Here is a 21532-nt window from a genome sequence, read left to right on the forward strand (position 1 = left end):
TGGTTCTCAGCCTTTGGCTGGCGACGGGGTCTGGGGCAGGTCGCGCTTCACCTCACGCCATAGAGTGCAGCCATCGCACAAAGGGATGTCAGCGCGGGTCCCGCTTGTGTGTTTTTGGCGGATGGCCTCAAGCCTTTGCCCGGTCCAGATGTCGCGGATGCTTTCCTCGGCAACGTTGCCCAAGGGTACGCGGGTGTCCGTGTCCATGCAGCACAAAGGCGCGGTTCCGTCCACATGAACCACAAAGGTGCCCCAGAGGGCGATGCACGGCACGTTGTTGATGAACGGGTCTTCCGCTTCGTTGCGGCCCTTGACCTTGGAAGCCCAGTTGTGGGCCTTCTGGATGGCGATCTGGTCGATGTCCGAGAGCTTGCTTTTCCAGAACGCTGTGAAAGCCTCGGGTTCGTCTTGATTGGCTGCCTGCTGAATCATCTGCACGCGGACGCGCAAGGCTGGATTCAGCCTGTCGCGCAGGGTGATGAACCCGAGCACGTTCTTCATGACGGTCTCGAACTTGAGCCCCCGGCGGATGGACTCATAAATGTCTTTATTCAATGATTCAACGGTGATGTAAACTTCGTCCAGGCCAGCTTTGATGAGTTCCTCGGCGCGGTCGGCGTCGAGCAGGCTGGCGTTGGTGGCGATGTTGGCGATCTTGATACCTTGGGCCTTGGTCAAGCGGATACGCTCGGCCAGCTTGGCGTCCAGCAAGGGCTCCCCATCAAGATAGAGCATGACCTTCTCCACGTGATCGCGGTACAGCCCGATCTCGGTGATGATTCTCTCAAAGAGAGCATCGTCCATGGGGCGGCGCTTCTTCTTGGAGAAGTCGATGCCGCACATGATGCAGTTGGCGTTGCAACCGCAGAAGGTTTCCAGCAGGAAATACTTGGGAAAGGTGAGCAAGGTCTGTAAGTCAAAGTTGAGGCGGCCTTCCAGGTATGAGGCGGCCTGTTCCCCGACCAGGGGTGCGGTTTGAATCATCTGTAATGGCCCTGCCTGTGTTGCGGTTGCCCCGGCACAAGCGGGCTGGCCGTCTGCGTCGGTTCGAGTTTGATCCTATCAGAAACGCCTGGGGCCAGCAATCCATAATACCCAGGCCAGGCGCGAACCAACTCTAAGCGGTTGCCTCTGGGGGAAAGTCGGCTTATGTTGAGCCCGCTTGAGTCTGGGCAGGATCCTCTGCCGGACGCGCTGAGAGGATTGCTGCACATGGATTATTGGCCTTCGCCACTCATATGGTCAGCCCTGGTCTCGGCCCTGGCCATCCCGCTTGGACTGCTACTGCTCTCGTTGGCCGGGCGCATCGCCAATTGCGGCACACGCTATCTGGTCGCTGTGGCCGTGGCCTGCACGCTGTTCGCCATCGGCGCGGGCTGGTCCTGGCAAATTTCCCCTTTTCCGGAAACCTATTTCCTCGACCTCGTCCCAGCCTTGTGCATCCTGGCCACAGCGATAATGCTCTTCGAGACCTTCTGGTCGCTTCTGGCCTTCGGGTTCACCATGAACATCCTGCTTTGCCTGCATGGCAGGCCTGAAGGTCTGGTCCTGGGCGAACTGAAGGCCCTGTTGGGAGCCGGGCAGGGTGTGGACGCCGTCATGGCCAACCGCCTCCTCATGCTCAAAAAAGCCGCCTTGGTGCGCGAAACCCCGGCCGGGCTCGTGCTTTTCGGTGCTCAGGGCCGCCTCATGGCTTTGGTGGGGCGACTCATGTACGCGGTGTTCAATATCCAGGCCGGGGTCAAGTCATGAACGCGATTTTGACCGGCCTGGGGGCCTTTGCCGTGTTTGCGCTACTGCATATGGCACTGTTGCGCCGTGGCGACGCCTTGCGCAGCGTCTCGGCCATTTTCGCCTTAAGTATGTGCGTGCATGTGCTGGCTGTCGCTGCAGAAGCGCTCCTGGCCGTTCGTCCCAACTACTGGTCCTCTGCCGGGGTGTATTGGTTTCTGCTCATGTTCTGGGTTTATTGCTACGGCACGGCCTACAAGTCCTTGTCAGTGCGCATGCTGGTGCGCGTGTCGCAGGAGCAGCCCGTGGCGGCCCAGACCCTGGTGGCGGACACGGCCGAAGGCGACTTCGCCGAGCGCATGAACACCCTGCGTGAAATGGGACTTGCGGAGGAGTCGGGAAGCAGGTGGCGCCTCACTGAGGCCGGTGCAGCCTCGGCCCAGCGTCTCAAGGTTGTGCAGCGTGCGCTTGGCGTTTGCGGCAGTTCCCTATACGGATGGGAAGAGACGAAGGGTCCAGAATAACCGCGCCAAGGTGCGGGAAACATCCCACAGCGTTCGTAGTCGTAGGGCTTTGCTCTTGGCCGCATCATCGGGGCGCAGGCTAACCGGCACCTGTACTTTGTCTCGACGGCGCATGAGTAAATGCGCTAGAATTTCCATCTGGTAAGAATACCCGGCATAATTGAGGGGCAGGCGCCGGACCTCGGACACGGGCACAGCTATTGGCCCGTGTACATCCTTGACCTGCAGGCCCAAGAGCATGTTCAGGCAGGCTGTAAACAACCAGGAAAGAACGGCACGCAACGGTGTACGCATCGCAGCTTGATTTTGGCGAAAACCGATAACTATGGCGCTCTCTTTGGTCGCTCCCCAAAAGGCGGCCATGCTGCCGATGTCGAAGGAGTCGTCTCCCGGGAGGTCGGTGATGGTGTCAAAGCGTGCGCTTGCGAGTGCCTTGCGGTAGCCCTCACCTAGACCAAGGTTGCGTTCGTTGTGGATAACCACTAACTCTGGATGTCGTGAAGCCAGTTCGTTCATGATCCGCCCGGTGCCGTCAGTGCTGCCGTCGTTGATCATGATGACCTCGAAGTGTTCCACGTTGGCCCGAAGACCTTCCACCAGGGCCTCAATCATGGGGCCGATGCATTTTTCTTCGTTTAAGGCCGGCACAAAAACCGTGAGGCCCGGGGCCCGTTCGCTCATGATGTGCTATCGCCCAGCTTGTGGAAAATGGAGAAATGCGAAGGCATGCCCCAGGTCTCTATAAAAGCGTTGTCCGAAGCGCAGAAGGAGATAGCCTCTGTGGCCTTGCTCGCCATCAGAAGCTCCATGATCTTGATCAGGCTGGCAACGGCCTTGACTGCGCGCCGAGTGTCCGCCGCACTGGCAAGCATGGTGCGCTCAGGCATGAAGCCCTTGAGCCACTGGAGTAGATCCTGGCATTCCTGCGCGAGCGCCATGTCAAAGGTCGAGATGAGGCCATCTGAAACGCGCAAAAGCCTTGTGAGCTTGCGCTCCACCTCTGGGTCTTGGGCTACTAGGGCGTGGGTGCGGCCGAAGAGATGCGTCAGCCGATTACGGCGGATGGTGTCCACCTGGTGTTCCAACTCCTCCTGCATGCTCATGGGTTGCTTGAACCAGCAGACATGGGACTTGTCGTCGTAGTTTGGCCAGGCGGAGTAGAGACGAAAACCGTGCTTCTGCATGGCCCGACACAGCCATACGGGATCGTAAAAGAATCCATTGCGTACAAAGGGATTTTCAAGCACGTCAAAGACCCAGGCCTCAAGGGCTCGGGTGTGTGGGATGGAGTCCCATTTGTTTTGAAAGATGGCTCGGGCCGCCTCGAAAGAAGTCATGCCAGTGAGTGCCATGATGCGTTGGTGAATGACCTTGTAGAACAACTCGATAAAGCCGCCGAACTTCTCGCAGTAGAACAGGATCAGCAGACCGTCTTTCTTGAGTATTCGCGCAAACAGATCCATCCACATTCGCCCGGGGCGTACGGTGTAGATGAAGCCTTCGGCCACCACGGCGTCAAACCGATCGGTATCCAGGCCGCTCTCCGCGTACTGCTTTAAGTCCAGGGCGTTGAGACTTTTCAAGCGTTCCCCAAGACCGAACTGCTTGAAATAGTTGTTCAGCACCGGATGTGCCTTGCGGTTGGGTTCCACCACATGGCAGTTTGCCCCCCACTGGGCATAGACCAGGGTTTTCTCTCCCGTGTCCGGTCCAATCTCCAACACATCCGCCCCGGCGAAAAAGCGAGGATGCAAGGACAGTTTGTTTAAAAAAAGGTCCTTGCGGTGTCTTTCATAGTCCAACAGGTCTTGGCGTGAGGTAAAGTTTCCGTGAGTGGGTAATATCTCCGCGCCCTCATAGTATTCGTAAAGAGCTTCGTACTCCATCATTCAGTCCTTTTTCCTGCCGTGCTCTGCCAATGCCATGGCAAGGCTGCTTAAATGCGCCGCAACGGCTTCGGCGTCAGTCTCCGCTGGGGCCCAGGGTGCCTGTTCGTTGTCTTCTCGCCGGAATGGCCCGGAGGTGGTCTCGTGGAACACGAAAAAATCTGTGCGAGGCACCATGCAGTGGTATGCACAGGAGTTTATGCGGAGGTAGAATAAGCCGTCTGCGCCAGGCGCGGCCACGCGAATGACGTCGGTCAGCACACCCTGTTCGTCAAAAAAAACCACATCGCATTCGCCCTCAATGACGTGCAGGGACTCGGACTTACCGTGGTGGCGGTGGGGGGGAACATACACCCCGCGCGCGTGGCAGATGAGCATCTCATGCACTCGGTCCTCGGGGTCCGGGTGGGCGCAGATGCGTGCCCGACGGCGCTGTGAAGCTGCGGCCATGGCCTTCACGGCGTCAAAATCGGCCGCGCGTACGCCCACGAGCGGCCCGGTGGCGAAGAGCACTTCGTCGTTGATCCTGTTGAACTGCATAGGCCGTTCCCTTACGCCCCGCTGAGGGCGGTCCACAGCGCCGGGAAGGTCTCCCGGTGCGGACCCTGCACATAATGACTTTTGCCGCCGTCCGCAACCGTGCGCACGAGCATGGTCTTCCAGGGCCGGAAGTAGTACCCGGCGCTGCCGCGTGGTGCTTCGGCCCGGAAGTCTTCGGGCAGGTCGTGGAGGTCGCACACGAGCGTGGTGAAGCGTTTGACCTCGCGTCCCTCCTGGCGGGCCATATTGCGCACCATGGCCAGGGCCTTCAGGTAGACCTCCGGCGCGGTGACCGCTGAGCCGAAATTCATGACCACCCCGCCTTCCAGGCGCTCCATCACCGCGGCCAGCGTCAGGAAATCCCCGTGGCTCGCCGCGCCCCAGGCCGCGCCGTCGCAATTCGGGTGCTCGTGCACAATATCGAGCCCCAGGCCCACGTGCACGCAGGCCGGGATGCCAAGCCGCCAGGCCGCGGCGAACACGCTCGCCTCGCGGTGCGGGAGGCCGCCTTCCCAGATGGCCCGGCCAACGGCTTCGCCCAGGCCCAGGCCTTCGGCCGCAGCCGTTTTGGCGATCTCGTTCAGCCTGCCGGTCTCGTTCCACAGGCCGAACTGGCCATTCTGGATGTACCTGGCAACGCTTTCGGTGGTGGCGCCGATGAGTGCGAACTCAAAGTCGTGGATGGCGCAGGCTCCGTTCATGGACAAGCAGTCGATGAGTCCGCGTTCCATGAGGTCGATGAGATGGCGCTGCACACCGCTTCGGAGCAGATGTGCGCCCATCATCAGGATGCGTGCCGCCCCCGAGTTGCGTGCGGTCCTCAGATCGTTAGCTGTATCGGCCAGGGCCGGAGGTACGAAAAGCACTGGTGTGAGCGGGACCAGGATTTGGGTCAGGTCCAAGTCATGCGCGCGTTCGGCCAGGGGCAAGAGGCGCAAACGCGCGGTGTCGAAGCGGCGGTGGCGCGTGGGCATGATTCCCCCCGGCACTATTTCAGCAAAGAGGTGATGAACTTCTGCACAGCGGATTTCTCGATGGATTTCTGGTTGCCGATGACGCCGACGGCCAGGCCGCCCACGATGTTGCCCAGAAAGGCCACCAACTCGCCAGGCACGCCGAGGCAGGCGGCCAGGGAGGCCACGGACAAGAAGGCATCTCCCGAACCCACGCGGTCCACCACGCGGGTGGCGAAGGCCGGCACTTCCACGAAATCCTCGGGCTCGTGCATGATGGAGCCCTTCTTGCCGGTGGTGACGGCGAACTTCTTGGAGCCGATGCGCAGGGCCGCCCGCTCAATGAGCGGTCGCAGCGGGCTTGTGAGGTCGCGGCAGTCCAGGCGTATCTCCGGTTCCGCCAGGCTCACGAAGTCCGCGCGGCGGTAGCGCGAGATGGTGTGGAAGCCGCGGTTGCCCGCGTTGGCCTGGGTGTTAACGGCCAAAAACGGAGCCTTGTCCTCCATCAGCCTGCGCATGCGCTCGCTGATGGCTCCATGGCCGAAGTCCGCGGCCAGCACCAGGTCGCAACGAGCCAGCTCACGCTCAAGGGCGGCCAGCATGCGCTCCTCCACCTCGCCGCGCACCCCGGTGTCGTCCATGTGGTAGACCTCGAAGAGCTTGTTGAAGGAGTATCCTTCCACAAAGCGCTGCTTGCGGATGGTGGGTGCGCCCGGCAGCATCTCAAACTGGGCATGGACGCTTGGGTGCAGCTTCTCGCGGATGAAGTCCTCGCGGCTGTCGGCCTCGCCCAACACGGAGAGCAGGCGCACCTCGCCGGCGTAGTGCTGCAGATGGTTGGCGATGGCCAGCGCCCCCCCGGCGAAGAGATCGAAGGATTCGTGACGCAGGGTCAGGACCGGGTCCTTGGACGAGGTGCCGATGACGTTGGCATAAACGTATTCGTCGAGGATGGTGTCGCCCACCACGAGCACCCGGAGCTTGCCCATGCGCTCCAACGGCTCCAGCAGGTCCTTTTCCTTATAGCGCTTGCGGAAGAGCGAAAGGTAGGCCTGCACCTCCTCCGGGAAGGTGGACAGGAAACGGTTGATGAGGTTCGAGGAGCTGAAGACCACGTCCTCGGTGAAGCGCATCTGGCCGCCCACGGCCTTGATGGCCTCCTCCTCCTGGGCCAGCTTGCCCGTGGGGTCGCTGGCGGAGTCCTTGAAGTCCGAACCCTTGACGTAGATGTCAGGGCGCAGCAGGCGGATGGTCTCCACAGCCGTGGGCCATTCGTTGATGGCCACCAGGGCCACGTTGTCCAGGGCGGCCAGGGCCTCGCAGCGCAGGTGCTCGCCGAAGGCCGGGCGGTTAGGGCCTTTGTCCACGTAGCGGTCCGGGGAGATGGTCACCAGGAGCACGTCGCCCATGGCCCGGGCCTGGTCCAAGTAGCGGATGTGGCCGATGTGCAGGAGATCGAAGCATCCGTGGCAGAGGACGATCTTCCGGCCTTCTGCGCGGTGCTGGGCTGCCAGTTCGGCCATTTTGGCCAGGGTCACGATTTTTTTCTTTTTGTTCATGGGCATATCCCCGGAAGGGTTTGATGTCTGGCCTGCGACTGGTTCGCGACCTTAGACAAAGGCCTGGTGGCGCGGATCTGCGGAGAGATACTCGAGCACCAGTTGGTTCTTGGCGTTGGCCACGCAGTGGTGGTTGCAATGCTTCGATGGATCGATGGTGAAGAATTTGTCCTTGCCGTTCATCCAGAACTCTCGGAAGCTCTGTTCCCTGATCTCGCCCAGCACGCCGCTGTCCAGGTTGTAGGCCTTGTCTTGGCAGGAATAGACCCGTTGGTCCGCGCCGATGACCGGCAGCATCTGCAGATACGGGCACCACGTGTAGTCCTTGGCGAACTTGCCGTCGAGCTCGTGGTAGGTGTCGTAGATCTCCAGGCGCGCGCCGAAGTCGGCCTTGGCCCGGGCGGCCTGCTCCTTTACCAAGTTGAACACGGGGCGGTGGTATTCGTTGTTGGCCGCGGCATCATTGGCGGTGATGCAGGGCGAGAGCTTCACCGAGTCCACGCCGACGTCGGCCAGCCGACCGATCTGCTCGTACACGTGGCTGGCGTTGTCCTGGCCGATGATCAGGCTGACTCCCAGGTAGCAGCCTCCGCCCAGAGCCTTGAAGTCTTCCATGTTGGTCATGATGCGCCGGTATTCGCCCGCGGGGGCGCCGCGAAAGCGCGTGTAGCTCTCGTCGTCCCAGCCGTCCATGGACACGCGCACCCAGACCCCGTGCTTGGCAAAGATCTTCGCCGTCGGGCCGGACAGGAGCGCGCCGTTGGTCAGGGTGGCGAAGGCCACGGGCGAGTCCGCCAGGCGCTCCAGGGTCTCGACCATGTGCGGGTAGCACAGGGGCTCGCCGCCGCCGCTGAAGGTAACGGCCTTGACACCCATGCCGATGATGTCGTCCACGATCTGGAGCATCTTGGCCTGCGGAATCTTGTCGCGCAGGTCCATGTCCTGGCCCAGCTGCAGCTCCGGGGCGCGATAGGCGCAGTAGGAGCAACGGTGGTTGCAGACGTTCGTCGGCTTGATGCGGATGTGCACCGGCGGACGGATCTCATCCTTCTCGCGGGGCAGCGAGTCGAGCTTGTCCTGGTAGTGGAAGACCTTGAGCCGGGTGTAGAGATTGCCCATGCGTTTCGCCCCTATTCGAAGAAGATGAATTCGTAGTCGCCGGTGTAGCCGAAATGTTTGAAGAGCCAGATCCACTCGCGCTCGGAGAAGAACGACTCGCAGGTCAGCGCCCAGCACTGCAGGTTGAAGAGCTCCCGATTGTTTCTGTAGCTCTCGACCATGACGTAGGCGCTTCTGCCCACCCGCTCGATCTCGCCCAGGGCCTTGGCCAGGTCGTCGATCTCCAGGTTGAACACGCAGCCAAGCGAAAGCACAAGGTCGAAGTGCTTGTCGGCGAAGGGCAGCTCGTCCTGGGCGCGGCCCTGGCGCAGGAACGGCCGGATGGCCTCGGGCGCGGTGGCTAGGCCATGGGTTGAAATATCCAGGCCGAGGACCTCGGCTCCGGGCAGTAGCAGCTTCAGTTCATGCAGCAGGTGCGCCTTGCCGCAGCCCAGGTCAAGAATGCGCGAGGCGTCCGTCAGGCGGTAATGCTCGATGATGCGCTCGGCCACGGGCTTCCAGCGGCCGTCGTAGCGGTAGCCGCCATAACCGAAGCGCCGGTCGCCGTCCCAGTAGTCGGCCTCGTACTCCTTGGCCTTGCCCATGCACAGCACCTTGTCGTCTACCATGCGCGCGAGGTAGTCGCGCTTGGTGCTGGTGTGCAGCGGGGTCACGAGGTTCAGCTTCTCGCCCACTCCTATGCCCCCTTGCCCAAGAGCGCCAGCGTCTGCGTCGCGATGGCCGAGGCGTCCATGCCGTAGCGGGCCATGAGACCGGCCTGGGACCCATACTGATCCGGGAACACGTCCGGGATGCCCAGGCGCTTTAGGCGCGGATGGTTCGGCAGCCCGGCCTCGGCCAGGACTTCGGCCACGGCTCCGCCCAGGCCGCCGAGGATGGTGTTCTCCTCGATGCTCACCACGGCGCGGACCCTGGCCGCCTCGCGCAGCACGGCCGCGGCGTCAAAGGGCTTGACCGTGTGCAGGTGCAGGATGGTGGCGGAAACGCCCTGGCCGGAAAGCTCGTCGGCAGCCAGCAGCGCCTGCTGGAGCGTCACCCCCGTGGTGACGAACAAAACGTCATCCCCCTGGCGCGCCAGCACGGCCTGGCCGATGACCGGCAGGGGGTGGCCTTCGGTCACCACCGGGTCGTAGCCTTTCCCCAGGCGGATGTAGACCGGGCCGGGGTGGTCCACGGTGAGCGGCATGAGCCGGGCCATCTCCACGGCGTCGGCCGGGGCCAGGATGGTCAGGTTGGGGATGCTGCGCAGGGCCGAGAGGTCCTCCACGGCCATGTGCGTGGGGCCGAGCGGAGCGTAGACCATGCCGCCGCCGTTGGCGATGAGCCTGACCTTGACGTCGTGCAGGCAGAGGTCCAGAACGATCTGCTCAAAGGCCCGGCGCGCCAGGAAAGTGGCGATGGTGTTGACGTAGACGATGCGGCCCTCAAGAGCGAGGCCCGCAGCCATGCCGAGGATGCTTTGTTCGCAGATGCCTTCCATGAAGAAGCGCTCGGGCATGTCGGCCTTGAAGCCCTTCAGCGTGCCCACGCCCAAATCAGAGCCCATGAACACGATGCGCTGGTCATCCTTGGCCAGGGCATGCACGCAGTCCAGACTGGTCTTGCGCATTTACACGCCCTCCAATTCAGCCAGCAGCTTTTCGTATTCCTCGTCCGAAAGCTTGGTTTTGTGGTGCCAGGCCAGGTTGCGCTCCACGCTCTTGAAGCCCCGGCCCTTCACTGTGTGGCAGATGATGGCCGTAGGCCGTTCGTCCTGAAGCGGCAGGCGGGCGAAGACGGCCTTGAGCGCCTCCACGTCGTGGCCGTCCACCTCGATGGCCGAGAAGCCGAAGGTCTCCCACTTGGCAGCGAAAGGCTCAAGGTCCAGCACCTCTGCGGTCGTGGCGTATGATTGCTGCTTGTTGTAGTCCACGATGGCCGTGAGGCTGGAAAGTTTGTGTTTGCCGGCGGCCATGGCGGCCTCCCACACGGAGCCTTCGTTGCATTCGCCGTCGCCCATGATCACGAAGGTGCGCCAGGGCGCGCCGTTGAGCCGGGCCGCCAAGGCGCGGCCCACACCGATAGGCAGGCCGTGTCCCAGGCTGCCGGTGGAAGCCTCGACCCCAGGCACCTTGCAGTGCTCCGGGTGCCCGCCGAGCATGGCCGTGGGCTTGCAGAAGCAGTCCAGCTCGCTGGCCGGGAAGAACCCCTTGTCGGCCAGGAGGGCATACAGCGCCAGGCAACCGTGGCCTTTGGACAGGATGGAGCGGTCGCGCTCGGCCCAGTCCGGCCTGGCCGGGTCGAAGCGCAGCACGTGGTCGTAGAGCACGCGCATGATCTCCACCAGGGAGAGCGCCGGGGCCAGGTGTCCTCGCCCGGCTTTCTTGAGCGTGAGCAGTATCTCGCGCCGAAGTTGGCGCGAGCGGTCATCCAGGGGGACGGAGGCCTGGGGTGTCGTTGTCGGCATATCGAAGGTCGGCATGTCAGAACTCGTAGGGGAACGACTCGTGTTCGAGGTTGAGGCGCGCAAGCAGCGCCCGGGCCTTGGACAATTGCCCCGCGCGCGCGGCCCTGGCCACCTGGGCTCCGGCAAAGCGGCGGCGCTCCCTGGCGGCCGGGAGAAATTCATTCAACAGGATCAGGCACCAGTTAATTCCGAAGAGGGGATACAGGCAGCGGACGCGTTTGTCGAGGGCCGGGTCGGCCTGAAACAGTTGCCCCAGCCCCTGCACGAAACGCTGGCCTTGCTTGGAGCCGAGCCCTGTTCCTGGATGCAGGAGCGCGTCCGAGAGCATTTTGGCCGGGTCGTCCCAGCCGAAATATTCGAAGTCCAGAAACACCAGCCCGCGCTCCGGCGTGCGCAGGGCGTTGTGCAGGCCGAAGTCCGAGGGGCTCAAGGTGCAGCGCTCGCGCGGCAAGGGGGTCTGCGGATCGACGCCGATGCGGGCCAGGCCGTTCATCCCGTGATCCCGGAATCGTGCCAGGGCCGGGCGCAGCTCCCGGTCCAGGAAAAGGCGCAGCTCAGCCAGCAGCGACTGGTCGTCCGGCCCTTCGCCGGTCCAGACGCTTTCCTGGTCAAAGGCATCCAGGCGGCGAAGGATCTCCCCGTCCAGCAGCGCCGCCGGAGCCAGGCAGGCCGCCGAGGCCAAGGGCAGCGCCTCTGCCTCGGGCTGTCTGCGCAGTTCCCACAGGCGCAGGGCGAAAGCGGCCATGGCCGCGGCGTCGTCCACGCTGCCAGCGCCCGGCGCGGTGTGATCACCGCCAATGAACTCGTAGGCCGCCACCCCGGCATGTGCGTCCGCGGCGACAGGCTGCGGCACGCAGGAGACCCCTGCCTTTGCCAGAAAGGTCAGCGTGCCGAACTCCACGCTCAGGCGGTCTCGCGGATCCCCAGGCGCGTGGTGGTAGCATTTCCCGGCCAGGGTCCGGCCATCGGTCAGGGTCAGGCGGTAGGCGCGGCTGTTGCGGCCAGCCAGGATGGGCCAGGCATCTGCCACGGCACAACCGAGCAGGGCCGCGAACGCGGCCACGTCGCCAGCCAGGTGCTGGGCCGGGTCGGTGGTCGGCTGGGCAGGCGCGGGCCTAGTTGGATCAAGGGTGTGGGAAGACATGGCCGAAGACATAGCCCATGATGCCCCGCCAGTCCACAAAACGACGGACAAGGGCGTCGCCGGTGGCCTCGAGGGTTGGCGGCAGCGGCGCAAGGAGCAGCCGCTCCACGTCCGGGGGGAAATCCTCGTGGGCAAAGACTTCCGGCAGGTCGTCGATGAAATGGGTGCAGCCAAGCTCGCGGATGCGCGCCACCTTTTCGCGCCGGGTGGGCTCGAAGAACACCTGCTCCTCGGCAAGCCCCAGGCCAGCCTTGGACATGTCGAAGAACTTGTGCTGGCGCAGAAAGGCGAGGGCGCACCTGCGCAGGTCAGTGACGCCGTCGCCGCCGCGCGCGAACTGCGTCTTGTGGCTCACCACCACCACCGGCAGGTCCGCATCGCGGCAGCGCCGGAAGAACGCGGCCACGCCGGGCAGGAGCTCGGCTCCGCTGATGCGCGGGCCATAGGCCAAGGCCTGCAGGCGCTGCCAGTGGTTCTCGCCATCGGGTAGCAGGCGCACGGCGTCGCGTACGGCGGTCTTGCCCCGGATAGCGCCGGTGGCCAGCGCGCAGGGCGCAAGCAGTCCGGACTCGGAGGCCAGGGCTTCGAAGAGCCGATCGTACCCGGCGATGGTGTTGTCGAAGTCCACCCCTATGCGCATGGCTGCCCTGTTCTCTGTCGCCGTGGGGTTCGCGGTCACAGGCTTAGATGAAGTTCACATGCCCGCCGGGGTGCTTGAGCTCCCAGAGGTAGCGGTTGATCTCGTCCATGCGGCAGTTGACGCGGCAGTCGGCCGGGTTGAGCGCGGCCGTGAGGCGCAGGGACTCGGCGCGTCGGGGGCCTTCCCAGATGGCCTGGAACGTCTCGTCGTTGATGTTTCCGTAGAGGAAACGCTCGTCCTCCAGGTACACGCTGCAGCCCCACACTCCGCCCCCGGCGTCGATGTAGGACCAGAATGGCAGGGCCTGGCAGCGTTTGTAGCCGCGTTCCTTGGCGTCCCACTTGCGCATGGCGTTCAGCCGGAAGATCACGGAGAAGTCCTTGGTGGACAGGGCGTTGACCTTCTCCGCCAGGGACTCGTATCCGGAGTAGGTGATGTTCTCGTGGGAGTGGGTGTTGCTCTGGGGATGCTGGGAATAGGGCTTGACCACCAGGTAGTCCAGGCCCAGGTCGCGGCAAGTCAGGGCCAGGGTCTCGATTTCGTCCTGGTTCTCCGGCAACAGCAGGGTCTGCAGGCCGAGGGTGCAGCCCGCGCCGGAGGCCTTGCGCAGACGCACAGCCTGGCGCAGGTTGTCCATGACCTTATCAAAGTCCTTGGGGTCGGTGCCGTGAATGCGGCCGTAGGTTTCGGCCGTGCCGGCGTTGCAGCTCACCTTGACCCAGGAGGTAACGGGCATGACAGCCTCGGCCACCTCGGGCTTGAAGAGCACGGCGTTTGTGGTGAAGGCCACGTCGATGCCCGAGGCCTTGGTGTGGCGGGCGATCTCCACCATGTCCTTGTGCAGGAAGGGCTCGCCTTCGCCAGCGAACATGATGCTCTTGAGCCCCAGGCCGCCCATTTCGGTCAGGCGTTCCTTGAACAGCGCGGTGTCGAGCCTGCGCGGCTTGTAGCCCATGAAGTCCAGCCCGCAGAACACGCAGCGGTGGTTGCAGGCCCCGATGGGACTGACCTCCATGTACAGCGGGTACACGGTTTTGCCCTCCAGCCAGTCGGCCACGCGGCGGGGATGGAACAGAAGCTTGTGGGAGTCGATGCGGTAGTCGCTCATGTAGGGGCTCCGGCGGCGCTATTAGGGGTGCCGCACCATGCTGTCGGTCCAGTGGTGCAGAATGGCTGCGTGGGCGGTCTCCGCCAAGCCGTAGGTTGCGGCCGGAACGTAGAAGTTGAGGTCGCCCAGGCTGCGCAGGGCGTTGTCCGGCCCCATGGCCGAGAGGGTCACCACGGCTCCGCCCTGCCTGCGCGCGGCGCTGGCCGCGGCCACGACATTGGGCGAATTGCCCGAGCTGCTGATGAGCACCAGCATGTCCTGCTCGGCCATGTACCAGCCCACCGGCTCGGAGAACACGTCGGGGTAGGACATGTCGTTGCCCAGCGCGGTCAGAAGGGCGGGGTCGGTGAAGACCATGGTGCGCAGGCCCGCGTTCTTGGCCAAGTCCGCGGAGAAGTGGCTGGCCATGGAGGCGCTGGCCCCGTTGCCCGCGAGGTAGCAGAAGCCCTTGGCCTGGCGCACCCGGCAGGTCAGTTCGGCCAGTGCGGAAAAGCCCTCAGGTCCGAGTTCACGGCCTTCAAGGTCGCGCACGGAAAGGGCCTGCATGGAGGCGTGAAGCGCGTCAAGATACTGCGGCCAACTTCGGTCTGTGTGGGCGGTCATAACGGTCCTTTGCCTAGTCGGCGATGCAGCGCAAATAGCCCTCGGGTGCGGCGCTGACCACCAACCGGTCCTCGATGTCGCGGTCGACCTCAAAGCGCTTGTTGGTTTTCAGGAATTCCCGCACGGCGGTTTTGGGGTTGTTTCCCTTGCCCCAGGGGCGGTCCGGGAAGGCGTCTTCCGGGCAGTCCTCTATGGCGGTGTCGAAGACAAGCAGATAGGACCCCTTCTTCACCAGGGGCGAGTAGAGTTCCAGCTCGCGCAGGACATGCTCGTGGGTGTGGTTGGAGTCCAGCACCACGATGACGCGCTCCGCGTCCTTGGCCTGTGCATACACGGCGTCTGCGGTTGCTTGGTCGATGGACGAACCCTGGATGAGGCTGATTCTGTGGGCCAGCTTGTGCGCTTCGATTGCAGCCCGGTTGTGTGGGCGGATATCGATATCCACGCCAAGCACTCGCCCATGACCGATGAGCTCCAGCATGGAGGCCGAGAGGACGAGCGAACCGCCGTGCGCCACACCGGTTTCGACCACGAGGTCGGGCCGCACGCGCCAGAGGATCTCCTGCCAAGCCATGACGTCCTGCGGGTGCTGGATGACTGGGATGCCAAGCCAGGTGAATCCGTAGGTGTAGCGATAGGGCCGGGTGGCATCCTTCCAGCGGCGGGTCAGGTCGGTAAGCGTGGAATCCTCGGCCATGCGGCGGGCCAACTCACGCTGGGTGCTGTCGTTCATCTGTGTTCCTGCGGTTTGCGGCGTCGGCCTAGCCGAGCTTCCCGGTGATGTAGGTAGCCAGCGGACCGAACACGCTGGCGTGTCCCTTAAGGTCCTCCTCGGGGATGTTCACCCCGAACTCCTCTTCGATTCGGAAGAGCGCGCTGATAAGATCCAGGGAGTCCATCCCCAGGTCTTTGGTCAAAACGGCAGTCTCCAACTGCTCCTGGGGGTAGTCTTTGGCCTTGCGGCAGGACTCGCACAGGATGGCGAAGAGTTTCTCGGATACTTCTGATCTGGTCATGTGTTCTCCGTGGCGAAGAGGATGGTGCTGCACCAGGAAAGGCCAACGCCGAACCCGGTGATGACGACGCTTGCAGGACGTGAGGCAAGCGGTAGGACGCGGCGCATGAGGGCCATGGGAATGGACGAGGACACGGTGTTGCCCACGTCCTCGATGTCGACGACCAGTCGGCCTTCAGGCACGCCGAGTCGGCGGGCGAGCATTTCCAGCATGTAGCTGCTGGCCTGGTGCGGTACGCAAAGGCTAACGTTGTCCATGGTCAATTCATTGGCAGCAAGGCAGCGTGCCACACTTGGCGGAATCTCCTGCATCATGAAATTGAAGATGCTCCGACCATCCATGAACAGCAGGCCGTCGCCGTCCTTGCGCGTGCCGCTGCCCCGCGCGATGAGCGCGTCTGAGCGGCTGCCGTCGGTGCCGAACACAAAACGACCTGCCACGAAGATGGGGCTATCTGTGAGCAGGGTGGCGCAGGCTCCGTCACCGAAGAGCGGGGCCGTACTGCGGTCCGCCGGGTCGATGATTTTACCGTAGGCCTCGGTGGTGATGAGGAGTCCGCACGTGAGGCCGTGAGTCTGCATGAAGGCCGTGGCCGTGGCCAAGCCATAGACAAAGCCGGAGCAGCCCAGGCCGATGTCCAGTGCTGCCACACTGGTAGGCAGGCCGAGAGCGTGCTGGACCAGGGCCGAGACCTGGGGGAGGCAGTAGTCCGGGGTTTGGGTGACCACTGCCAGGAATTGTACCTCCGCCGGATCAAGCCCGCTTTGCTCCAGCACGGCGCGTCCTGCGGCTGCGGCCATGTGGCTTACGTGCTCGTCTGCGGCGGCGCGGTGGCGGGAGCGAATCCCGAGTTTCTGGTCCAGAAAATCAGGGTCGAACCCATGCTGGGCCACAAGCTCATGGTTCTCCAGGTTGGCCTGGGGCAGATACGCGGCGATGGCGCGAATGCCGATCTTCGTTGGACTCACGAGATATCCTTCACTCCGGCCTCTAAGCTAGGCGGACCTTTTTCATATGTCGGACGTTGGCCCGGCGAATGGCTGTATCCACGGCGTCCACGACGGACTCCTTTGGAAGGTCGCGCATGAGCGCGAGCAGGGCCTTTTTGCCGGGCCAGTAGGCCCCGTTACGCAGAGCCTTGATGCGCTGGTATTCCTCCACTAGGCAGGAGGTGCTGACGGTGTCGGAACGCTTCTGTCCCTTGCGGAACGCACCCCTGTGAATCCCCTCAGGCAGGAAGCCGAACAGAACCTGGTAGCGCTGCCAGGCCTCCAACTCCACGCACTGCTCACCCCAGACGCGCTCCAGGCCAAGGGTGTCAAAGGCGTGCTGGACCATGAGCGCCTTGGTTTCCAGCCCCTCGAAGACAGCATTGCCAGAACGTTCGCGCGACCCCATGATGAGCCCGAAGTGGGCCTGCCGGGTGATGAAGTCGATGTCCTTCAGGTGCGCCACGCCGATCACTCCCGCGCCGCCCTTGGGCAGCACCAGGAGCACCAGGGCGTTTTGGCCAGGCTGGCGCAGGTTGGCCAGTTTTTCCCGCTGCTGAGCGCGCGAGTTGGGGAACAGACCCATGTTCACCAAGTGACGTGTCACATCAGGATCGTTAAACCATGCATGCCAGCCGTCAGCCTCCACGGCCCGCTCATCAGGTGCGATGAGATCCACGGTTTCCCCGGCCAGGAATACGTCGCGCGCGCCGTCTGTGCTCATGGTGCCTCCTGCTGCAAAAAGTTGAAGCAGATGACGGCTGGCGGGCCGTCTTGTCCCGGCCAGGTGACCTGGCTCAGGGTGTAGTCCACACCACCGATGCGGCGTAAGCTGCGGTTGCGGAACAGCAGCAGCGGCCTGTCGCCCTCACCGCACGGCGACGTGAGGGGGCAGCGTTCCAGGTACACTAGGCGGATTTCCGGCGTTAAAAGCCCCTGGCTGGCCAGAGTGGCCTGATGCAGGGCCTTGTTGGCCTCAACAACGCCGTTGATGAAACCGTACGCCGAGAGCCCCGGCACAAGTTCGGCCTCCCCGGAAAAATCCGCGCCAGGATACACCGCAGTCACCGGCGGCGGTGGCGCATCGATTCGCCCGGTTACAAATGGGCCGTTGGCCAGGAAACGAGCCTGTTGCGGCTGCCCCTGCGAATCCAGAAAGTCCAGCGTGGCAGAAGCGCTACCTTCCTCATCCGGTCCCAGAAGCCAACATCCTTGCCGGGTCACCGGACGCTGCATCTTGAACGACGCGACGAACGTCGGCACCAAGTCCGGCTTGGCCTGGGCTATTGCCCGGAGGAACACTTCCAGCAGCTCCGCGCCCCGGATATGGCTGCGCGAGCCGAGAAAATTCAGGGGGAGCATCGGAAGTGCTGTCATGTAAGCCAGGCTGGTTTGAACGTTTCGAGGCAATTGTCACTAGCATAGGCGGCATTGGAGATCAAGCCGGGTCAGGTGGGTGCTCGCGCATGTGCGCGGCCAGGCGGTCCAGCTCCTGGCGTTCCTCCGGACCGAGGGTGGGCGGGTGATCAAGGTGCGCGGCCAGGCGTGCAGCGCGCTCGGCGTCGGTCTGGTCTTGCTGCTGCCGCCTTATTCCGGGCGAAAGGGCCAAGGCCATGCGCCGGGCGTACTTGGGCAGCTTGCGCCAGAAGGGCTTGCGTTGCCTGGCCGGGCATTCACGCTCCAGGTATAGAGCCAGGGCGGCATCCACCGCTCCACGGGCCTCTGGCGCCGGGAGTCCGGTCCTTTTTGCCAGGTGTTCGGACACATGGGCGACGAAGCGCTCCAGGCGCTGCGGCCCGTCCGGCAGCATTGGCAGTTTTTCAATGCTGTCGCGGGAACGCTTTTGAACGCTCGGAACGTCCTCGCGCAGCACGTATGTAACAGGCAAAACCGCGCGCTTGCCGTTAATGGCAGTGACCATTGCCGAAAGCAGTTCGCGGCAGGCGTAGAAGGCCAAGCCGTCCAGGGCGGGGTCGAAGACCGGTTGCCACGCCTCCAAGCGCTGCACGCTGTAGTAAGTGGGGCTGTAGGTCGTGAATAATTCCAGGAGCCGTTCGGCTGGAAGATCGGCCTCGACGCGCGTTTGGAAATCGCGCTCGTAGGAGGCATCGAGCAGGAGTTCATCTCCCCGGCGCACTGCCTGGAACTGGCGCCCGTGGGCCGTGGCGTAGTCCGGGTTGGCATCCAGGAATGCCGCGCACGCCAAAAGCCCCGAGTGCGACAGGAGCATGTCGTCGGCGGCAAAGGCCACATAGGGGGTGTGCACGTGCTCCAAGGCCTGACGCACCTTGCGGGCGTAGACTGTGGCCGGGGTGTGCAGATAGACTGTATGGGCGGGGGCGGCCTGCGGGGGCAAGGGGCTGGGAGTTGAGTCGGCCACCACCAGCGGCAGGGCGAAGTCGGCGTAATGGGCCAAGGCGCGGCAGAGCAGCGTGGGCCTGCCGTGAGAGGGGATGAGTATGGTTACGTTTGGCTGGGACATGCGGGCATCGCTCCGGACGCCGCATAAGGCGACGTTCGCGCCCTGATACAGGCGGGCTGGCTAAATGGCAAGCCAGGCGCACGGCGGCTATTTGCCTTGGCTAAGGAATTTGGGTATTGGCACCAAATTTCACCCACCTGAACTCAGCGATTCGAAGGATGCCCCATGAGCCATTTCGAAGCCTCCTGTCCGCGCCCAAATCCCCTGACAGAGCCACATCGCCCCGCCCTGCTCTTTCTGGCGCTGGCGCTCGTCTTGTGCGTGGATCAGATCCTCGGGCCCTACGCCCTGGTGCGCTTCCACGATTGGTTTGACGACGGAGTCTTTAGCGAGCGCATGCTTGCGTTGGATTTTTTTCGTCATGGCCTTACGGGCTGGCGACCCAGCCTGGGCGGCCTCCCGACCTTCGTTGGACAAAAGCCGCCCTATGACCCCCTGGCTCTGGCTTTTGCCCTCATCCCGCCCTGGCTGGTAGACGCGGCTCTGAACCTGGGCGTTCTTTTTTTGGCTGGCTGGGGCATGGAGGGGATGCTGCGGAAGTTCTTCGGCGTCTCACGGCGCATTGCCTGTTTCGGTGCTGTGCTTTTCCTGTTTTCCAGCATGATGCGCGTTCGTTGCCTGTTCGTGTTTGTCTTCCCGACGTTCTTCCTGCTGTCGCTTGACCTCTTCGATGGCGGGCTCCGCCTGCCTCAGCGGTTGTTGAGGCTGGCTGGGCTTCTGGGCCTGACGCTTTTTTCCTTCCCGGTCATCACTTTGCCAGAGTTCTCCACGCTGCACTTCGTGTTGTTGCTGCTTTTCAGCCGCCGGGACCAGCTGGCTCGCCGCCTGGGCGGGGTGGTGCTGCTCTGGACGGCTTATGCCCTGATCTATTTGCCGCTATTCCAGCAGCTCCTTGACTATCTGCCGAACATTAACCGAGTCTATGCGGAGAAGGTCTACGATGGATTGCTGCCAGCCCTCAAGTCAATAGGCCTGGCGTTAAAGGATCAGCCCAATGACTCCATCGGCCTGGGCCTGCTGCTGCTCGGCCTGCCCGTGGCCGCGCGCTCCCGACAGGCTCGTCGAGGGCTGTTCATAGCACTGATTTTTCATGGAATTTACCTCTTCGCGCTGTCGCCTTTCAGCTCCATGTTCCACGGCACGTTCCTGGAAAAGGTTGACCTCTATAATTTCCGTCAGGTCGTTTCTTTCAGCTTCCCTCTTTTCGTGGCCCTGGCTCTGGAGCACATGCGCTCCGAGGGCCGGATGCCCCCGCTTTGGATGGTCCTGTTGGCCTTTGGGATTACCCTGCCCTGGGCCGGTGCGGACACGGGCTTGCGCACAGCATTCATGATGGCCGCGGGGCTTGGAACTCTGGCACTGTGCCTGGGAGGAGGCTTCCCGCGCCGGAAGAGCACGATGGCCGTAGCCATGGCCATTTCGATGACGGGCTTGGTTGGTGCGGGCATGATGACCATGGCACAACTCCTGGTGGACTACAGCCATGTGCCGTACGTGCGTGCCTTCGGGAACGTGCCTGAGCTTTCTGCTCTCGCCACCGGGCAGAGCGCTCCCTCCCGCGTTGGCTGCCTGGACCTGGCGCCTGCCGTGGCAATGAGCAACGGACTTGTAACCGTTGGCGAAAAGAAGGTTCTGTTTAACAAGGATTATAAACGCTATGTGCTGGCTGTGAACCAGCCGCAGTGGGCAAATAATCCGCAGGAGCGATTCCAGCAGGAGGCCCGACACATTGAACTCTATCTCTCGCGGCCCAGGGATTCCATGACCGTTCGGCGCGACGTGGTCACCAACGCTGGCCGCCCCCTGGCCGCCACGGAATGGAACATGCCGCTGCTACTCGCAATGAACGTCACGCACCTTATCTCCAGCAAACCAGTGGCCGGACTTGAGGCGTATGGCCCGCCGCCGCAGGTCGTTGTCGGCGGCGGGCTGCCGGATTTTGTTCCAGAGGCATTCCGAGGCGGAGCGCTGGAGCGGTTCTACTCCTTGCCTCTGTGGATTTACCACCTCGACGGAGCCTTGCCGCGCGCCTATTTCACCTCCGAGGCGGTAGTGCTGGACTCCCAGGACGCAGTCGAGCACGCTCTGTTGGCGCAGGATATGGATGGCCTGCGCCGTCGAGCGTTTTTTGCCGCCGCAGACGTTCCCGGCGCCAACCTTTTCAGTCCTCCCTCCAGCCTGAACGGCGGTGAAGCCAAAGTGCTCGCCAGCACGCCGGACGAACTGGTGGTGCAGGTGCGAGCTGAGAACGCAGGGCATCTGCTTGTAAGCAACTGCTGGGACAAGGGCTGGTTCGCTCGCGTTGATGGGGCCGCAACGCCCGTGCTGCGGGCAAACATGGCCTTCCAGGCCGTGGCAATACCTGGTCCGGGCGAGCACCGCGTGGAACTGGCCTACCGTAATCCCATGGTGGGTTGGATGCATCTTGCGAGCTTGACCGGGCTTCTGCTCATGCTTGGGCTGGCGCTCTCGCCGCGTCTGGCCGCGTCCCAGCACCAGCTCAAGACCGACAGTCCGCCTGCTTCCGCTGTTGCTGAACAACCCGCTCCAGCCCGAGTAGCCCTCCTGTCCGGCGGCGTCCTGGTGACCCTGTGGTCAGTGGTCTTTTTCCTGTCGCGTGTGCTCCGGGAACCTATTGCCAGCCACCGTCCCATGACCTACGCCCTGCTGAAGGGCTTGGCTGTGGGCGTGCTGCTGTGCGTCTGGTGGCTGTGGGCGGCAAGGTCCTCGATTGACAGGGGCGGGTGCGACAACTAGGTTATACGCGCTTGACGCAGGGAGGAACTCCGCTC

At 63.2% G+C, this 21532-nt stretch carries 23 protein-coding genes; 3 read left to right on the forward strand and 20 right to left on the reverse strand.

The genetic code is table 11. From position 1 onward, the window contains the following. Positions 1 to 6: 6 nt before the first annotated feature. Positions 7 to 984: a radical SAM/SPASM domain-containing protein gene (locus RDU24_RS05475; RefSeq protein ID WP_308734733.1), complete on the reverse strand. Its 978-nt coding sequence runs from the start codon at positions 982 to 984 to the stop codon at positions 7 to 9. A gap of 228 nt (positions 985 to 1212) precedes the next feature. Between RDU24_RS05475 and RDU24_RS05480 the strand changes: the two genes are divergently transcribed. Next, the gene (locus tag RDU24_RS05480; protein ID WP_308734734.1) at positions 1213 to 1752 is read left to right on the forward strand and encodes a hypothetical protein; all 540 of its coding nucleotides are present in this window, start codon (positions 1213 to 1215) and stop codon (positions 1750 to 1752) included. After that, positions 1749 to 2255, forward strand: a complete 507-nt coding sequence (locus RDU24_RS05485) for a hypothetical protein (RefSeq protein WP_308734735.1) — start codon at positions 1749 to 1751, stop codon at positions 2253 to 2255. The genes RDU24_RS05480 and RDU24_RS05485 overlap by 4 nt, the downstream gene beginning before the upstream one ends. Here the strand turns inward: RDU24_RS05485 and RDU24_RS05490 are convergent. The 19 genes from RDU24_RS05490 to RDU24_RS05580 form a co-directional block, all read right to left on the reverse strand. Then, positions 2220 to 2936 (reverse strand): glycosyltransferase family 2 protein, encoded by a 717-nt coding sequence (locus RDU24_RS05490; protein WP_308734736.1) that lies wholly within the window; start codon positions 2934 to 2936, stop codon positions 2220 to 2222. The genes RDU24_RS05485 and RDU24_RS05490 overlap by 36 nt on opposite strands. After that, complete coding sequence (locus RDU24_RS05495; RefSeq protein WP_308734737.1) at positions 2933 to 4144, reverse strand: SAM-dependent methyltransferase; 1212 nt, start codon at positions 4142 to 4144, stop codon at positions 2933 to 2935. The genes RDU24_RS05490 and RDU24_RS05495 overlap by 4 nt, the downstream gene beginning before the upstream one ends. Then, positions 4145 to 4681: a WbuC family cupin fold metalloprotein gene (locus RDU24_RS05500; RefSeq protein WP_308734738.1), complete on the reverse strand. Its 537-nt coding sequence runs from the start codon at positions 4679 to 4681 to the stop codon at positions 4145 to 4147. It lies immediately after the preceding gene. Between the two features lie 11 nt (positions 4682 to 4692). Next, the gene (locus tag RDU24_RS05505) at positions 4693 to 5655 is read right to left on the reverse strand and encodes a hypothetical protein (RefSeq protein WP_308734739.1); all 963 of its coding nucleotides are present in this window, start codon (positions 5653 to 5655) and stop codon (positions 4693 to 4695) included. A gap of 14 nt (positions 5656 to 5669) precedes the next feature. Next, positions 5670 to 7193 (reverse strand): PfkB family carbohydrate kinase, encoded by a 1524-nt coding sequence (locus RDU24_RS05510; RefSeq protein ID WP_308734740.1) that lies wholly within the window; start codon positions 7191 to 7193, stop codon positions 5670 to 5672. 51 nt (positions 7194 to 7244) lie between these two features. Then, positions 7245 to 8312 (reverse strand): radical SAM protein, encoded by a 1068-nt coding sequence (locus RDU24_RS05515; RefSeq protein WP_308734741.1) that lies wholly within the window; start codon positions 8310 to 8312, stop codon positions 7245 to 7247. 11 nt (positions 8313 to 8323) lie between these two features. Beyond that, entirely contained in the window at positions 8324 to 8986 is a 663-nt protein-coding gene (locus RDU24_RS05520) for a class I SAM-dependent methyltransferase (protein ID WP_308734742.1), read from the reverse strand. Positions 8987 to 8988: 2 nt separating this feature from the next. After that, complete coding sequence (locus RDU24_RS05525; protein ID WP_308734743.1) at positions 8989 to 9921, reverse strand: transketolase family protein; 933 nt, start codon at positions 9919 to 9921, stop codon at positions 8989 to 8991. Next, on the reverse strand, positions 9922 to 10773 hold the full coding sequence (locus tag RDU24_RS05530) for a transketolase (protein ID WP_308734744.1): 852 nt from the start codon (positions 10771 to 10773) through the stop codon (positions 9922 to 9924). Position 10774: 1 nt separating this feature from the next. Beyond that, complete coding sequence (locus RDU24_RS05535) at positions 10775 to 11902, reverse strand: phosphotransferase (RefSeq protein WP_308734745.1); 1128 nt, start codon at positions 11900 to 11902, stop codon at positions 10775 to 10777. After that, the gene (locus RDU24_RS05540; protein WP_308734746.1) at positions 11883 to 12542 is read right to left on the reverse strand and encodes a hypothetical protein; all 660 of its coding nucleotides are present in this window, start codon (positions 12540 to 12542) and stop codon (positions 11883 to 11885) included. The genes RDU24_RS05535 and RDU24_RS05540 overlap by 20 nt, the downstream gene beginning before the upstream one ends. A gap of 43 nt (positions 12543 to 12585) precedes the next feature. Next, on the reverse strand, positions 12586 to 13650 hold the full coding sequence (locus RDU24_RS05545; protein ID WP_308734747.1) for a radical SAM protein: 1065 nt from the start codon (positions 13648 to 13650) through the stop codon (positions 12586 to 12588). A 21-nt stretch (positions 13651 to 13671) separates the two neighbouring features. Further along, positions 13672 to 14253, reverse strand: coding sequence for an SIS domain-containing protein (locus RDU24_RS05550; protein ID WP_308734748.1), 582 nt, complete (start codon positions 14251 to 14253; stop codon positions 13672 to 13674). Positions 14254 to 14266: 13 nt separating this feature from the next. Further along, positions 14267 to 14986: a cephalosporin hydroxylase family protein gene (locus RDU24_RS05555; protein ID WP_308734749.1), complete on the reverse strand. Its 720-nt coding sequence runs from the start codon at positions 14984 to 14986 to the stop codon at positions 14267 to 14269. Positions 14987 to 15014: 28 nt separating this feature from the next. After that, entirely contained in the window at positions 15015 to 15269 is a 255-nt protein-coding gene (locus RDU24_RS05560) for an acyl carrier protein (protein WP_308734750.1), read from the reverse strand. Beyond that, positions 15266 to 16237 carry a ketoacyl-ACP synthase III gene (locus RDU24_RS05565; protein WP_308734751.1) on the reverse strand — a complete coding sequence of 324 codons (972 nt, stop codon included), beginning with the start codon at positions 16235 to 16237 and terminating at the stop codon, positions 15266 to 15268. Before RDU24_RS05565 ends, RDU24_RS05560 begins: the two co-directional genes overlap by 4 nt. A 22-nt stretch (positions 16238 to 16259) precedes the next feature. Continuing rightward, complete coding sequence (locus tag RDU24_RS05570; protein ID WP_308734752.1) at positions 16260 to 16982, reverse strand: GNAT family N-acetyltransferase; 723 nt, start codon at positions 16980 to 16982, stop codon at positions 16260 to 16262. Then, positions 16979 to 17635 carry a hypothetical protein gene (locus RDU24_RS05575; protein WP_308734753.1) on the reverse strand — a complete coding sequence of 219 codons (657 nt, stop codon included), beginning with the start codon at positions 17633 to 17635 and terminating at the stop codon, positions 16979 to 16981. Before RDU24_RS05575 ends, RDU24_RS05570 begins: the two co-directional genes overlap by 4 nt. A gap of 61 nt (positions 17636 to 17696) precedes the next feature. Beyond that, positions 17697 to 18740 carry a TIGR00180 family glycosyltransferase gene (locus RDU24_RS05580; protein WP_308734754.1) on the reverse strand — a complete coding sequence of 348 codons (1044 nt, stop codon included), beginning with the start codon at positions 18738 to 18740 and terminating at the stop codon, positions 17697 to 17699. Positions 18741 to 18905: 165 nt separating this feature from the next. Here RDU24_RS05580 and RDU24_RS05585 point away from each other — a divergent pair, with 165 nt between their 5' ends. Continuing rightward, positions 18906 to 21497, forward strand: a complete 2592-nt coding sequence (locus tag RDU24_RS05585) for a hypothetical protein (protein ID WP_308734755.1) — start codon at positions 18906 to 18908, stop codon at positions 21495 to 21497. The last annotated feature ends 35 nt before the right edge of the window (positions 21498 to 21532 follow it).

It is taken from the genome of Humidesulfovibrio sp. (genome assembly GCF_031082295.1).
GTDB lineage: Bacteria > Desulfobacterota > Desulfovibrionia > Desulfovibrionales > Desulfovibrionaceae > Humidesulfovibrio.

Coding starts and splice junctions, on each gene's coding strand:
- RDU24_RS05475 (WP_308734733.1), bottom strand. CDS start 984: ATGATTCAAACCGCACCCCTGGTCGGGGAACAGGCCGCCTCATACCTG.
- RDU24_RS05480 (WP_308734734.1), top strand. CDS start 1,213: ATGGATTATTGGCCTTCGCCACTCATATGGTCAGCCCTGGTCTCGGCC.
- RDU24_RS05485 (WP_308734735.1), top strand. CDS start 1,749: ATGAACGCGATTTTGACCGGCCTGGGGGCCTTTGCCGTGTTTGCGCTA.
- RDU24_RS05490 (WP_308734736.1), bottom strand. CDS start 2,936: ATGAGCGAACGGGCCCCGGGCCTCACGGTTTTTGTGCCGGCCTTAAAC.
- RDU24_RS05495 (WP_308734737.1), bottom strand. CDS start 4,144: ATGATGGAGTACGAAGCTCTTTACGAATACTATGAGGGCGCGGAGATA.
- RDU24_RS05500 (WP_308734738.1), bottom strand. CDS start 4,681: ATGCAGTTCAACAGGATCAACGACGAAGTGCTCTTCGCCACCGGGCCG.
- RDU24_RS05505 (WP_308734739.1), bottom strand. CDS start 5,655: ATGCCCACGCGCCACCGCCGCTTCGACACCGCGCGTTTGCGCCTCTTG.
- RDU24_RS05510 (WP_308734740.1), bottom strand. CDS start 7,193: ATGAACAAAAAGAAAAAAATCGTGACCCTGGCCAAAATGGCCGAACTG.
- RDU24_RS05515 (WP_308734741.1), bottom strand. CDS start 8,312: ATGGGCAATCTCTACACCCGGCTCAAGGTCTTCCACTACCAGGACAAG.
- RDU24_RS05525 (WP_308734743.1), bottom strand. CDS start 9,921: ATGCGCAAGACCAGTCTGGACTGCGTGCATGCCCTGGCCAAGGATGAC.
- RDU24_RS05530 (WP_308734744.1), bottom strand. CDS start 10,773: ATGCCGACCTTCGATATGCCGACAACGACACCCCAGGCCTCCGTCCCC.
- RDU24_RS05535 (WP_308734745.1), bottom strand. CDS start 11,902: ATGTCTTCCCACACCCTTGATCCAACTAGGCCCGCGCCTGCCCAGCCG.
- RDU24_RS05540 (WP_308734746.1), bottom strand. CDS start 12,542: ATGCGCATAGGGGTGGACTTCGACAACACCATCGCCGGGTACGATCGG.
- RDU24_RS05545 (WP_308734747.1), bottom strand. CDS start 13,650: ATGAGCGACTACCGCATCGACTCCCACAAGCTTCTGTTCCATCCCCGC.
- RDU24_RS05550 (WP_308734748.1), bottom strand. CDS start 14,253: ATGACCGCCCACACAGACCGAAGTTGGCCGCAGTATCTTGACGCGCTT.
- RDU24_RS05555 (WP_308734749.1), bottom strand. CDS start 14,986: ATGAACGACAGCACCCAGCGTGAGTTGGCCCGCCGCATGGCCGAGGAT.
- RDU24_RS05560 (WP_308734750.1), bottom strand. CDS start 15,269: ATGACCAGATCAGAAGTATCCGAGAAACTCTTCGCCATCCTGTGCGAG.
- RDU24_RS05570 (WP_308734752.1), bottom strand. CDS start 16,982: ATGAGCACAGACGGCGCGCGCGACGTATTCCTGGCCGGGGAAACCGTG.
- RDU24_RS05575 (WP_308734753.1), bottom strand. CDS start 17,635: ATGACAGCACTTCCGATGCTCCCCCTGAATTTTCTCGGCTCGCGCAGC.
- RDU24_RS05580 (WP_308734754.1), bottom strand. CDS start 18,740: ATGTCCCAGCCAAACGTAACCATACTCATCCCCTCTCACGGCAGGCCC.
- RDU24_RS05585 (WP_308734755.1), top strand. CDS start 18,906: ATGAGCCATTTCGAAGCCTCCTGTCCGCGCCCAAATCCCCTGACAGAG.